Genomic DNA, 13,753 nt, shown 5'->3' with positions numbered 1-13,753 from the left:
GTCAGAAGCGAGGCAGATGGCGACTCAAGAGGTCGCGCAGCCGCTCCGCGTCCTGCTCGGAGTGCAGCCCTCGCTTGGGCAGTACCCCCACGAGCAGGATGTTCGGGTCGCGGCCAAGCAGAACCACGTGGTCGCGGGTCTCGCGGCAACCGCGAAAAGCGGACCAGCGCAGAACGAGGGTCGTGTGCACGGTGTCGATCGCGATCCCCGTCCCGCTCACGGACGTGCGGTACTCACCCTGCCAGGAGACGGCGCGCAGCACCTGGTGGGCCTGGAGATGCGGTATCGACCAGATCATGGCGGCGCAGAAGACGGCGAGCGCCCCTGACAGCGCGGAGCTCTTCGGTGCGGTCACCAGCAGCACGGCGGCGGCCCCGAACAGCCCCGTGAAGCCCCACCGGACCAAATGCAGGCGCTTGCGGCGCTCACGCACCAGGATGCCCGCGAGTATGTCGGCGCGGGTCGGTTGGTAGACCAGTTCGACCATGTCCTGACTTTCTTCCTGCCTCATGTCCATACCGTGTCTTTCGGTCACCCCAGCCCCTCCGGCTTTGCGACGGTCCCGTCGTATGTTCCCAAGGTCCGCTCGGTCAAGTCCTGCTCGTACCGGATGCGTTGCCCGTCGTAGGGGATCAGGAAGGTGCACTTGAAGGTGTGCGTGGTGATCCGGTACGTGGCGGCGTCGAGGACGAGCGTCTCCTCGACACCCCCGACGGCGATCTCGCTCTCGGGCGCGGCGATGCCGGCCGCACGCAACTGCCTCAGAGTTGGGGCGAGTTCGCGAACGGCCTTCTGTACGACGTCCTGGTCCCGTACGCCGGTCAGCGGACCGGCCGTCGTACGGACGCGCAGTTCGACTTGGCGGCCCGTCCTGGCGGGGGTGACGTTGTCGCCGTATCCCTGGAACGCGTCGAGGGCGGCGAGGGGGTCCTCCACTCGGTCCGCGAACTCAGGGTCGGTGACGGCCCCGTGTTCCCAGGCGTCTGAGCCCTTCTTGACGTAGGCCGTCCCGTCGGCGACGTAGATCTCCTCGGGCTTGCTCACGCCCTTGCTGAGAGTGCTGCCCGTGGAGTGCAGCGCCCACGCGTCGCCCGTGGTCCGGCGCACGGTGGCCGTGTAGGTCGCGGCGTTCTCCTGGCCCCGCAGGACCAGCCCCTCGCGGCCCTTCACGGTGAACGTCCAGCCCTTCTGCCCGGCCATCGCCTCCTCGGCGCGGGCGAGGAACTCGGCGGCGGTGCGGGGCTCGGGATCGGCGGGGGCGGCCTGACGGCTCGGGGCGGTGGGCTGTGCGGACCCCGCGGGCTTCCCCTCGTCCGCGGCGCCCGCACAGCCGGTCAGCGCGGCGGCGAGCAGCATCGCCGGCACGGCAAAGGTCCTTCTCACGCGACGACTCTCCTGGCCCGACCGTGCAGGGTCAGATAGAAGGTCTGGAGGGATTCCCCGGGTCCGCCGAGTTCGAAGCGGTTGCGGACCTTTCCGAGCGGGTTCCAGACCCGGCCGTCCGGCATCCGTACGCCGACCGCCTGCCCGAAGTAGTCGCGCTGGTCGGCGTCGAAGTCCACCCACTGCGCGCCCGCGCGGCGCACGAGCACCTCACCGACATAGGCGCCGAGCCCGAACAACGTCTCCCGCACCCTCTCCCGCTCGGCCCCGCCCTTGCGCAGCCCGTCGATCAGGAAGTCCACGACGCGCAGACTGGCCACGGAGTAGTCCAGCGGCAGCCGGTTGCGGACGGTGACGCGGGCGACGAACTCCGCGGCGCATGACCGCATGTTCCTGGTGCTCGTGCCGCGTACGTCCTCTGGGCTCATGGGACCCCCACCCCTTCACTCAATCAGCCGGGATACCTGGCTCCGGTACTCCCGATCGATCAAGCGGATGCCGACTCACGAACATCACGGGTCACGGGCGTGTCGATTCCCACACGGGTAAGTCACTGCAGGCGTACAACCTTTGAGGTCGGTGCTTTGTCGTCGCAGAGATCGGGGTCACCGGTCCACCGGTCCGGGGGGCGCCGATGCCACCACAGGACAGTGATGGCCTGTTGACTGGGCTCGCGGGTGCGATGGAAAGGTGACAGTGCGTGGGAAGCCTGTTGAAAGGCGTCTCTGGCGTCCGCTGGGGGGAACTGCGCGACGCGCGACAGCTCCGTGCCGGGGACATCCCGCCGCTGCTCTCCCGGATCGCGCATGGAGGTGAGGACGCCGCCCGCCTCGCGATCGATGAACTTGGGGACCGAGTCTGCGCGTTGGGGTTCGTTGTCGGCGAGGCGACCGCCTCGACGGTCCCATTCCTCCTGGAACTGGCTGGGGCTCCGCACGTGCCCTGTAAGGCCGAGCTGTTGGATCTACTGGAGAGCATCTATCGGACCGAGCAATGGCACTCTTCGGCCGCGGCGGCGGGCGGCCCGAAGAGCACGAGCTTCCAGGAGCAGCCCGCCTGGGAGGTGGCCGCCAGGGCAGCCGTGCGTGCAGGCCGACCGGTCATCGAGGGCCTCGCCTCGTCCGTGCGACCGGAAGAAGCCGAAACAGCACGGAAACTGCTGCTGACGATGGACGAGGTGCCGCCGTTTCCGGAGCTCTGAGCGGAGGCGTCGCGCGCTCAATGACCATTGCGGGACAAGCCTTAGTGTTCGGCAACGTGCCGAAGTCCGGAGGGGCAGTCATGGCTGGGGATCCGATCGACCTGATCCGCCTGGAGGGGGACGGCAATAGCGTCATTCTCCGGATCACGGAGAAAGAGGAGCGGAAGCGTCCCACCGAGACCGACGCCCTGGTCGGAGAGTTCCTGGTGGATACGCCCTTTGTCCACGGCGCCCTCAAGACCTGGGTCTTCCCCGAGGACCTGCGGCAGTGGCAGCAAGCCCTGGATTCGCTGGACGCGGGACAGGACATCGCCTGGCGCGAAGGGAAACGCGGTCCGTGGCTGTTCATCGAACTCGACGAGAACGATGACCGGTGCCAGGTCACGATCAAGGACCACTCAATGTCCCTGACGACGGTGACGGTCACGGTCCCCCTGGTCGATGCCTGGTTCGACGACGCGTACCGACGCCTTGACTTGGTCTGGGAGACCTGGCCCACGACCGATTGAAAGCGGTTGTGCTCACGGGGGCACAGAGCGCGCCCCCCTCAGTCAGGCCTCCAGGGCGTACGTGACGAACCGCTGCCAGGCCGCAGGACCGAGGGCAAGCTGGGCGCCGCCCTCCTTGTCCTTGGAGTCGCGGACGTGGACGAGGCCGGGGCAGGTGGCGACCTCGACGCAGTCGTCGCCCTGCGAGCCGCTGTAACTGCTCTTGAACCAGGCCAGTTCGGTGGTGAGGCTCATAGCGCTCCTCGCATCCGTTCCAGCGGACTCCGGGAGTCACCAGGGGTGAGAGCCTGCGAACGCAGTTTTCGCATACCGCTGTTGGAGGACGCTGATCTCTTTCAGCTCGGAGATGAGCCGCCCGTTCTTCTGTCCCTCCGAGTAGCCGAACCACCGGTGCTCGGGGGTCTCCAGCAGCTGCAACGGCCCATCGAGACCGGCGTGAGCGGGCGGGCGCAGCGGCATGATCTGAAGCTCCACGTTCCAGTGCCGCTCGGTCAAGTCCAACAGGTGGTCGAGAAGTTCCCGCGTGACGTCCTCCCCACCCGTGTACCGCTCCAGCACCGCCTGCTCGACGACGAAGCTGAAGTTGCAGGGCGGTTCGCGCCGCGTCGAACTGCGCGTACGTACGGTGCCTGGTCCGCCGACCGCCCTGCGGGACCATGAAGTCGCACAGAAAACCTGCGTGAACTCGCCTCGGCCATGCGGCAGTTGGTCCTCGATCCAGATCAGAACAGTGAGTTGTTGCCCCGCAGTCGGCGTCGCAGGAACGTGGCGAAGGTCTGGTCCTCCAAGCACGTGAGGGCGGTGCCGGTCGGCTCGATGTAGGCAACGCGCCAGTCCTCGGGGGAGCCCTGGGCGGTGAGCCACCCGAACACTCGGCCCTGCAATTCTCCCCACTGCAGGAACAGTCGGTCCTCGGTCAGCCAGGCTGCCCGTGTGGCGGGAAACACTTGCACCCCCGCGATGACGCCGCCGGGGAACTCCTTCATGACTGCCAAGTAGTCCTCGGGGAGCGCGTCGAACGACTCGCTCATGGCCCGGCTCAGAAGCTCTTCCGCATACTGCCGGATACCCGGGACGCCGATACTCCGCACCTTGGTGACGACTTCCTCCACCGCCCCGATGCCCGGGTCCGCCAGCACCGTGGCCGTCCCACGCATGTCGTCGGCGACATTCCACCACGACCCCGACTCGTATTCCTCAGGTGACTCGAACGCGGGAACTCCTTCGGGACGCCCCTGAAGGGTCCGCGCGACGAACTCCGACGCGGAGAAAGGGAAGTCGAGCCACAGCTGAAAATCGGCATCCGTGAGGACGGTCGTCCAGTTCGCGGTATCCGGGTCGGTGGTGTCCCACAGCAGCACGCCGTCACGGGCGGTGCGCGCCCACGGCACCATGCCGCCGGGCTGCGGGAACAATGCCAGCGGAAGCTCCTGCTCGCGGGTGCGCAACGCCTCCTCCATGTTCGCGACGCGAGGCGCAGTGTCCTTCGTGAAGTCCTCCAGGGAGCGCACAGGGACATCGGGCTGTTCGAGCACCACGGAACCCGCGACAACCCCCATCGGCAGGGCCTGGACCAGCAGTTCGAAGTCCTCGGGGACGACCCGCCCGTGGCCACTGCCCTCCGACGAGGCAGCCGAGGGATCGAGGCCGAGAAGCCGGACTACGTCGAGATGACTCATGTATTAACCTCCGTGAACGGCATCGGCGGTGGGGTGAGCGACCAGCGGTCGCTCACCCCACCGCCTCATCTGTGCCGGATCAGTCCTTCATAGGGACTTATACTCCGGATGATACCAATCGCGAGAATGTGCCAGATGAGCTCGACACATACATATGTATTCCGATCGGATTCGTCCTGTTGGGAACGTAGACCGGAACGGACTGGTAATAGACTCGCTCTCCCAGCTTGACGCGTCTCTCAATCTCGTACTCGACTGCCCGCATGTCGGTCTGATTCGCGTACTTCGTCGTGGGGACGATGTTCTGCCGAAGATGGGACCCGCCGAATTCACGGGCAATCAGGTGTGCCCTGTTCCATTCATCGGCGTCCTTCTGCAGGTTCCAGCCGACCGGGTCCTGCGGGGCGCTTTCGTCCCTGGTCGCCGGGGCGGCGGGGTCCAGGCAGGCGAACCCGCCGGTGGCTCTGCCCCGTATGTCCACCGGGGTGTTCCATACAGTGCTCGGCCCGGAGGAGTCCTGGCACCTCCGCGATTCATCCCCGGCGCGGTCGATCAGCTTGCGCTGTTGGGATTTGTCCTCGGATTCCGACGCCGACAGGCCGTGCTGGAAGAACCGGACCAGAGCGGAGACCGCTCCTCCGCTGACCCATCCCCCGGGACCGCTGGAGCCGCCGCCCCCGGACGGGCCCGGAGCCGGCCCCGGCGAAGGCGATGGCGTAGGCCCGGTGCTGGTCCCGCTCGACGAGCTGGACGAGGACACGTCCTCCGCGGACGGCATCAACTGCCCCAGCGCCACGGCCATGTCGTTCAGGTTCTTCTGACCGTCCGGTGTGGCCGCGTACAGCGCCGTGATCAGAGCCGCACCCGCGAAATAGAGGAGCGGGAGGGCTAGGTGGCCGTCCAGTTCGACGAAGCTGGTGGGGTTGCCACCAGAGAACGCGTAGCGGTTGCCGGTGAACGGGTCCGCACCCAGGTTCATGTCGGAGAGGGCGCCGTTGTACATGTCCCGGGTGGTGAAGCGGTTCAGGCCCGGGCTGTAGTCCCGGAAGCCCATGTCGTACGTACCCGACTGGGCGTCCCAGCGCTTGGCGTTGAACCGGTAAGGGTTGTACTCCTGCTTTGTCGGGTCCGCGGCGTCCGGCTTGTCGATGCCCGTGAACTCGGACTGGTCGTCGGAGCCGTAGGCGGTGTAGCCGTACGTCGCCTTGGTGTCACCGTTCTTGTCGGTGAGGGTCTCGACGTCGCTGTGCGAGTTGTAGCCGTAGAAGCCGTCCTCGCCGGTGCCGTCGGTGTTGTGCTTGACCTGCGAGAGGCGCTCGCCCCACGGGCTGTACTGGTAGGACTTGGTGAGCTGGCCGGCGACTTCCTCGCTCAGCACCTCTGAGGACAGGCCGAGGTAGCTGAAGTCGGTCGTCTTGCCGTCCGCGGTCTTCGACGCCGTGCGGTCCAGCGGGTCGAAGGTGTACGTCGTCGACTTCATCGCGCCCGAGGAGTCCATCTTCTGGGACTCCACGACATGGTCGAAGCCGTCGTACACGCTCCTCTCGATGACCTGGCCGCCCGCGGTGACGGACTCCTGCCGGCCGAACGGGTCGTAGTTGTAGGTGGCCGTCGAGCCATTGGTGATGGCCTTGAGCAGCCGGTTGCGGTCGTACTCGTAGTCGGTGACGACGTCCTTGACCGTCTGCTTGATGACGTTCGCGTTGTTGTCGTGGATGTACGTCTCGGTGGCCGCGCCGTTGCCGGTCTTGACCGACTTGGAAAGCCGGCCCACAGGGTCGTAGCTGTAGTCGGTGGTGGAGTCGAGGTACGCCGCGTGGTTCTCGGCGTTCATCTTCTTCGCGACGTCCTTCGCCTTGTTCCCGTTCAGGTCGTAGGCGTAGGTGTGCGAGGCGACGAGCGTGGTGTCGTCAGCCTTCTTCTCCGTGGTCGACTTCAGGTCACCGCCGAGGAAGTAGGTGTAGTCGACGGTGTTCTGATTGGCCTTGGTCTCCTTGAGCCGCTGGCCGCGTTCGGTGTACGTGAACGACGACACCTTCGGCGACGCGTCCGTGGCGGACTTGCCGACCGAGATCGTCTTGACCAGCTCGCGCAGGTCGTAGGTGTACTTGGAGAACTGGTCGGGGTGCGTGACCGTGTCCGCCTGCCCGTTGGCGTCGTAGGCGTACGACGTGACCTTCTTCTCCTGGGCCGCGAGGGCCTCGGTCACCTTCTGGACCTGGTTGAGGCCGGTGTAGACGACCGTGTAGGCGTCGATCTTCGCACCCGACGAGGTGTCGTCGATCGAGGTCAGATTGCCGTTGACGTCATAGGCGTAGGCGAAGGACTTCTTCTCGCTGTCCGTCTCGCCGGACGTGTCACGCACCAGCTTGACCGCGTCGGCGACCACGACGCCGGAGCTGTTCTGCTCCACCTTGAGCTTGGCGTCATTGCCCTGCTTCAGGTTGTAGGAGCCCAGCGACACCCAGGTACGGGGAGCCGCGTTCTGGTCCTTGGTGACCGAGGGGTTGGTGGTCGAGCCCTGTGACAGCGTGTACTTCGCCGCCGTCGCCGCGCCCGTGACCTCCGGGTACTTCACGTATGCGGTGTACGTGCCGTCCTTCGGGATGTTGAGCGCCCAGGTGAAGGTGTCGGTGCCCGTACCGGCCGCGTGCCTGCGATGGTCGTACCCCTGCTGACCGGTCGTGTCGCCCGTCGTCCAGGTTCCCGTGGCGGAAGTGTGCTGGGTGTCGGAGTTGTCGACGAGCACGACCGCCTTGCCCACCGGCACGCCGTCGTCCGCCTTGGACTTGAGCTTGCCGTCGGGGTAGTACGACTGCGTCATGGTGCGGTCCGAGGAACCGCCGGCCGACATGAGCGTGCGGGCCGTCTGTTCCCCGAGCTCGTTGTAGTCGTACGTCGTGGTGATGTCCCACGGGTCGGTCGACTTCCTGGTCCAGCCGTTGTCGTAGTACTCGAAGACCGTGTCGTTGCGGACCGTCTGGCCCTCCGACGGCGGCAACGACTGACGCTCCACCCGGCCCACCGCGTCGTACACCGTCTGCGTATAGACGTTCGGGTCGTTGTAGCGGGCGTCCGCCGGGTCGTACGGCTGGAACTGCTTGACCGGGCGGTTGAGCGCGTCGTACTCGGTACGCGAGGCGAAGTCGTCCGCGGCTGACGTCGCCGTACCGCGCGGGGTGATCACCTTGGTGGTGTTGCCGACCTGGTCGTACTCGTACTTGGTGATGCGGAAGGTTGTCGTGTCGTACGGGGCCTTGACCTCGGTCTGCTTGCCCCGCTCGTCGTAGGTGTAGGTCGTGGTGCTGTTCGTGGGGTCCGTGGACGTGAGGACCAGCGAATCCTTGTCGTAGGTACGCGAAGAGAACTTGCCCGCCGCGTCCGTGAACTTGGTGACCCGGTGGTTCAGGTCGTAGTCCATCCTGGATGTGAAGTCGCTGGTGTCGGCGGTCAGGTTCTTCTTCGGGTCGATGACCGTGACAAGGTTGCCGACGTTGTCGTACGTGTAGGAGATCTTGTCGCCCGCCACGTTGACCGCCGCGGTGAGCTGGTAGATGTCGTCGTAGTGGTTGGTGGTGACGTAGTCGGTGGCGTCCGATGTCGTCAGCGAACCCTTCGGCTCGGTGACGGTCTTGAGGTTGCCGACCTTGTCGTAGGTGTAAGCCGTCCGCCGCTCCGAGGACGTGGACGTGTCCTTGGGCGCCGTGGCCGAGGCGAGCTGGTCCGCGGCGTCGTACACCGCGGTCGAGACCGCGCCGTTGGGCGCCGTGGACGTGGTGACGTTGTCGTTGGCGTCGTAGACCGGAGCGGGGGTGGTGATGAACACGCCCTCGGCCTGGACCTTCGGGACCGTGTTCTCCTTCGGCCGTCCGAAGGTGTCGTACGTCTGCGTGGTCACCTTCTGGTTGGCGTCGGTGACCTTGACGACCTGGCCACGCTCGTCGTAGACGTACCGGGTCTCCTTGCCCAGCGCGTCGGTGATCTTCGCCGGGTAGCCCGTGGGGCCGAACTCCCCGGTGACCGTCGAGTTGCCGTTGGCGTCGGTCGCCTTGGTCAGCAGGCCTGAGGAGTCGTACTCGTACGACGTGGTGTAATCACCAACCGTCGTTGTTGCGACGCCCTTGGGGTCGGTGACCGTCTTCAGATTGCCGAAGGTGTCATACGCGAACTGCCACTTGCGGCCCTCCGGGGAGGTCTTGCGGAACAGGTCAGCCGAGAAGCCGTCCGCACGCGTCTGGTACTCGTACTTCGCGGCGTTCGCCGGCCACTTGGTCGGGTCCGCTACGCAGGTGGTCGTCTGGTCCGGGACCCCGGTCCTGTTGTTCTCCGCATCGCGCTTCCAGAGCGGGTAGCCCGTCTTCTGGTCGTAGCAGTACGCGGTCTTCGCCCCGTTGTCCTCCTCGAGGTAGGTGACGTTGTTGTCGGCGTCCCAGCTCATCTTGGTGTTCTGGGATTTGGCGTTGGCCGCCTGGACCGGGCGGCCGAAGTCGTCCGTCACGTATTTCGTCGCGTGGGTCTCGGCGTCCGTGACGATGGTGTCGGTGAACTTCGTGTTCGTGGTGTTGGCCGCGTACGCGAAGTCCGTGGTGCCCTGCAGACGGTCCGTGATGGTCTTGGTCCACCAGTGATACTTCGGGTCGTCCCCCGCCTGCGGCGCGAAGTACGCCAGGTCGGTGTCCTTGCCGCGCGGGTCGGTGGCCTTGACCAGCTTGACGTTCTTGTTGCCCTGGGTGGAGTCGTAGGTGAACTTGAAGTCCTTGGGCTGCGAGGATCCCTCGCCGTCGGTCATCCAGCCGAGCAGACCCGTGGTCGTGTAGTAGAAGGTGACCTTGCGACCCGAGATGTCCGTGATGGACTTGACGTGGTCGTAGATCTTGGGCTCGTTCAGGTTGGTGCCGCTCGCCTTGGCACCGGTGGCGGTGATGTACGTGTAGGTGGCGTCACCCGAGACGACGCCGCCCTTGTTCTCGTACTTCCGGTAGTAGTCGATCTTCATCGACTGCCGGCCCGCCGGGTCGGTGATGTACGTGAGGAACTTCGTCGGCTTGTTGCGGGACTTGCGCTCCTCGTACGTGTACGTCTGCGTGTTGCCGTTCTTGTCGACAACGGACGTCATGTAGCCGTCACAGCCGAAGAAGAAGCGCGTGCCGTCGGGGCGCATCAGCGTCCACGCGTCCGGCACCGGGTCCTTGTTCGGGGTGCAGTCCAGGCCCGCCTTCATCGTGATGCGGTAATGGACGCCCGCAGGGGCCTTCCAGGTGCCGTCGGCCTGCTTGCGGAAGACGTGCGTGGTGCCGTCACCGTCCGGCAGGCGGATCTCCGTCGCGTTCGCGTTGGGGTTCGGGTGGAAGTCCAACGGCGCGCCGAGGCGGATCGGACCGGCCGCCTGGCCGGACCAGCCGTGGCCGAGCACCGTGTCGGAGGTGTCCAGCGAGTTGTACGCGAACCGCGCGAACGTCGTCAGGCCGCGACCCGGATTGGTGAACGCGTTGTAGGACCACACGCTGTTGCCCGAGGACAGGTTGTTCATCACCGTCGAGCCGGCGCCCGTGTTCTTCCCGGTGTAGGAATAGAACTTCTCCAGGCCGAGGGAGTTGGACGTCGGATCCTCCACCGCCACGTTCTGCTTCAGCGACGGAATCCCACCGGTCCCGGCCGACAGCCAACTGCCGTCGGAGACCTTCTTGACGTCCCAACCCAGCACGTACTCGGTGCGCTTGCTGCCCGAGTCCGAGTTGATCGGCGTCTTGACCTGCGCCTGGATCGTCGCCGACTGCCCGGGCGACAGCGCGGGAATCGCCGTCGACAGCTGGTTGCCGCCGGTCGTCACGTCCGTGCCGTCCGGGAGCTTCCAGGAGTACGACAGCTGCCGCTCACCGCTCGCCCAGGCAGCGCTCGTCGTGTTGGTGACCGTGAACTCCACCGTGTACGTCGAGTTCGGCGTCATGCGGGCCGGGGTCTGCGGCGCGTAGTACGTGTCCTCGGTCGTCGAGTCGACGTAGATCACGCGCAGTAGCGGGCCGAGTTGCTGGTCGCTCGTCTCCGAGGCGAGGAACACCGTCCGCTCCTGCGGGCCGGTGGACGTCTCGTCCTTGAGCTTGACCATCGCGCCCTTGTTGGACGTCGGGGTCTTCACCCAGCCCTGGGTCAGTGACGTGGCGTCCCACCAATGACGGCCCACCTCCGACACGCTCGCGACCGTGTCCGAGACCGTGGCGGAGAAGTCGCCGCCCGCCGCCGTCCACGCCGTGCCGGTGGCGGCGCTGTTCCACGTGGCCTGGGTCTCGTTGAAGTCCCTTGTCAGGCCGTGGAGTTCGTAGATTGCACCGTTGGTGTCGGTGGTGGTCTCCGCGCCCCACATGAACAGCCGCGACTCCAGCACCGTGGCGGTGGTGGGCAGGTCGGCGGTGGGGAACTTCATGACCGAGCGGGTCTTGCCGTAGGTGGGCGAGTTGTTGCCCACCGTCAGCCAGTTCTGGCCCGCGCCCGCCGAGTCGATGGTGTCGAGGTTGGCGGTCGGGGTCGCGGAGGACAGCGTGGTGTCCGTGTTGCCGGCCGCGGTGCCCTGGATCAGCTTCATCGTGCGGCCCGCCTTCGGCACGCCGACGATGCGGGTGGGCGAACCGAGCAGTTGGCCGTCGGCCGTCTTCACCGCGATCTGGTAGTAGTACGACCGCCCGATCTCCATCGAGGAGGAGTCCGGGGTCGGGGTCGCGGTGGTGTCGGTGTACGTCGTCGCCGTCTTGTCGATCGGCGCGATCAGCGTGGCCGCGGACGGCGTGAACGCCTGCTGCGTGGAGCGGTGCAGCTGGTACTCGGCGATGTTCAGGTCCGCATCGCCGGTGGTGTTCGAGTACGCCTTCCAGGACAGCTCCGGGCCCGTGCCATGGATCACCGTCGGCGAGTTCAGCGTCGTGCCGACCTTGCCGTACGTCACCGTGAGCCGCGGGATCGTGGCGGTCTCGCCGCCGTAGTCACCGTCACCGGACTCGTAGCGCGGGCCGCCGAGGGGGTTGGCCGCCTCGTCGGTGGCCTTCAGGACGAAGCCGTGGTTCGTGGCGGTGCCGTCGACCCACTTCTGCACCGTGTCCCCGACCGGGAAGCTGTGCCACCGGTTGTACTGACCGGCCGACTTGGTGATCTTCGCCGGGTCGACCAGGCGCACCGCGTCCGCGATCAGCGCCTGGCTGGTCGGCACCGAGGTGTCCTTGAGCTCGACCTTGTAGGCGCCGCCCTTGTTGAAGCTCAGCTCGTTGGTGTCGCCGCCGAGCGAGGTCCACACACCGCCGGTGCCGGACGTCTGGTTGACGTTGTACGTGCTGGTGGCGCCGCCGGCCGCGGTCACCGTGTAGGGGGCGGCGACGGCCCGGTTGGCGCCCTGCACATAGTGCGCGTCCACCCGGTAGGTGCCCGTCTCCGGCACCCGCATCGGCCAGGTGAAGTTGTCGCCGGTGATCGAGTCGAGGTTGAAGCGGAAGGTGTCCCCGACCGCGTTGGCCGTCGTGGCGGAGGTCGCCCACGTCCCGACCGCCGCTGTGCCCGCGTCCTCGTCGTCGATCTGCACCGTCGTCGCGGACTGCTCGCCCACCAGATCGCTGGTGCTGGACCAGGTGGCGGTCGTCTCGTCCCACGCCTTCGTGGCCCGGTACACACCGATCTGCGTGTTCGTGGTGGCTGTGGTGTGCGCCTGGTCGAAGTACATCTCCAGCCGCGCCGAGTCGATCTTCGTGCCCGACGGGATCTCGTCCAGCGGGAACTCGATCAGAGAACGGGAGTTGGCCGTGGTCGAGGTGCGCCCGGCCGACAGCTTCCATGTGGTGTTGAAGTTGGTCGACGGCTGGTCCGACAGGACCATCGTGTCCTGGGACTGCGACGGTGACGGCGCGATGGTGATCGTCGGGTCGATGACGACCGGGTACTGCCGGTCCTTCGACGCCAGCCACTTCGCGTCCGGAGTGACCGTCAGCTTCCAGGACTTGCCGTCTTTGGTGAGCTTCTGGGTGACCTTGGTGCTGTAGGTCTGGCCGAGGACGGAGGCGTCCCGCTTCTTCGCGTCCGTCATGTACGGCGCCGGGATCACCATCACCGGCGTGTTCGGCAACTCGCCGTACAGCGCGATCGAGCCGTCCTTGCGGGCCTTCGGTATCAGCCCGTCGGTGTCCAGCGTGAAGGTGAACTTCAGCGGGCCGTCCGGGCGTTCGGCGAGGGTGATGTTCTCCTTCACCCGACCCGGACCCACGACGTACTGCAGGTCGGCGCCCTGCACCGCGTCCTTGTACGTGACCGTGGAGCCCTTGGCCGCCGGCTTCAGCGCGCGGGCCGCGCCCTCGACGCCGAGGGTGACCGAGCGGCCGTCCGGCGACTGGAAGCGCAACAGCCGGTCCGCCTCCGCACCGAACCAGCTCCGGCCCTCATTCGTCGTGTTGGCGAACTCGAAACCCTTCGCCTCGGACTGGCGGACCGTCGTATCGACCGGCTTCCAGGACGCCTTCTTGCCCGACCTCGAACGGTAGGACGTCGGCACCGCCGACAATTCCGCCTCGACGCGACCGTCCGACAGCTGCCAGAACCGCGCGTTTGCCGTTCGTTTGCCCGCCAGCTCCCTGACCCGCTTCGCCTTCGGGTCATCCTTGGGCCAGGAAACCTTCTCCCGATCGGCTATACCCAATTCGTCATGGGACGGCGGCTCGTCCAGTCCGTCGCCGTCCTCATCGTCATCCGCGAACCAGCCCTTGACGGTGTCGAAAATCCCCTTGTCGTCACCGTCATCAGCGGGCTCCGCATACGCGACCTGGGGCAACGCGGTGCTCGTCACCGCGGCTACCACCAGGCACGCCATCAGCCTGCCCAGTCTGGGTTTCACGCCAAACCTCTCCTCGTGCGCCATGGCATAAACATGCCGCCAGAATTCATCCCGCCCATGGAAAAGGAGGCCATGGGCAGGGGCGCCGGGTTTCTATTCATTCAGGTGACGCCGTGTC

The 13,753-nt window shown here is 66.4% G+C and carries 8 protein-coding genes and 1 pseudogene; 2 read left to right on the top strand and 7 right to left on the bottom strand.

Annotation, left to right across the window (positions count from 1 at the left end; all coding sequences use genetic code 11):
• Nucleotide 1: 1 nt before the first annotated feature.
• Genes OG254_RS36885 through OG254_RS36875 form a run of 3 tightly spaced genes read right to left on the bottom strand, consistent with a single transcriptional unit; the run spans nt 2 to nt 1,811 of the window.
• Nucleotides 2-511: a YcxB family protein gene (locus OG254_RS36885; protein WP_405590667.1), complete on the bottom strand. Its 510-nt coding sequence runs from the start codon at nt 509-511 to the stop codon at nt 2-4.
• 20 nt (nt 512-531) lie between these two features.
• Nucleotides 532-1,383: a hypothetical protein gene (locus OG254_RS36880; RefSeq protein ID WP_405590664.1), complete on the bottom strand. Its 852-nt coding sequence runs from the start codon at nt 1,381-1,383 to the stop codon at nt 532-534.
• Nucleotides 1,380-1,811 carry a hypothetical protein gene (locus tag OG254_RS36875; protein ID WP_405590661.1) on the bottom strand — a complete coding sequence of 144 codons (432 nt, stop codon included), beginning with the start codon at nt 1,809-1,811 and terminating at the stop codon, nt 1,380-1,382. The genes OG254_RS36880 and OG254_RS36875 overlap by 4 nt, the downstream gene beginning before the upstream one ends.
• Nucleotides 1,812-2,083: 272 nt before the next feature.
• Between OG254_RS36875 and OG254_RS36870 the strand changes: the two genes are divergently transcribed.
• The gene (locus OG254_RS36870; RefSeq protein WP_405590658.1) at nt 2,084-2,584 is read left to right on the top strand and encodes a hypothetical protein; all 501 of its coding nucleotides are present in this window, start codon (nt 2,084-2,086) and stop codon (nt 2,582-2,584) included.
• Between the two features lie 20 nt (nt 2,585-2,604).
• The gene (locus tag OG254_RS36865; protein ID WP_405590655.1) at nt 2,605-3,093 is read left to right on the top strand and encodes a DUF5959 family protein; all 489 of its coding nucleotides are present in this window, start codon (nt 2,605-2,607) and stop codon (nt 3,091-3,093) included.
• A 42-nt stretch (nt 3,094-3,135) separates the two neighbouring features.
• On the opposite strand, the gene OG254_RS36860 is transcribed toward OG254_RS36865, so the two are convergent.
• The 4 genes and pseudogenes from OG254_RS36860 to OG254_RS36845 all read right to left on the bottom strand — a co-directional run bounded on the left by OG254_RS36860 (nt 3,136) and on the right by OG254_RS36845 (nt 13,611).
• Nucleotides 3,136-3,327, bottom strand: a complete 192-nt coding sequence (locus OG254_RS36860) for a DUF397 domain-containing protein (RefSeq protein WP_405590652.1) — start codon at nt 3,325-3,327, stop codon at nt 3,136-3,138.
• Nucleotides 3,324-3,702, bottom strand: a pseudogene (locus OG254_RS36855) (Scr1 family TA system antitoxin-like transcriptional regulator); the annotation flags it as partial. The gene OG254_RS36860 and the pseudogene OG254_RS36855, both read right to left, overlap by 4 nt.
• Nucleotides 3,703-3,815: 113 nt before the next feature.
• Complete coding sequence (locus OG254_RS36850) at nt 3,816-4,772, bottom strand: hypothetical protein (RefSeq protein WP_405590650.1); 957 nt, start codon at nt 4,770-4,772, stop codon at nt 3,816-3,818.
• Nucleotides 4,773-4,869: 97 nt separating this feature from the next.
• Entirely contained in the window at nt 4,870-13,611 is an 8,742-nt protein-coding gene (locus OG254_RS36845; RefSeq protein WP_405595403.1) for a DNRLRE domain-containing protein, read from the bottom strand.
• Nucleotides 13,612-13,753: the final 142 nt, after the last annotated feature.

This window comes from Streptomyces sp. NBC_01092 (assembly GCF_045039535.1).
Lineage (GTDB): Bacteria > Actinomycetota > Actinomycetes > Streptomycetales > Streptomycetaceae > Streptomyces.
This window is presented reverse-complemented; position numbering and strand designations above follow the sequence as displayed.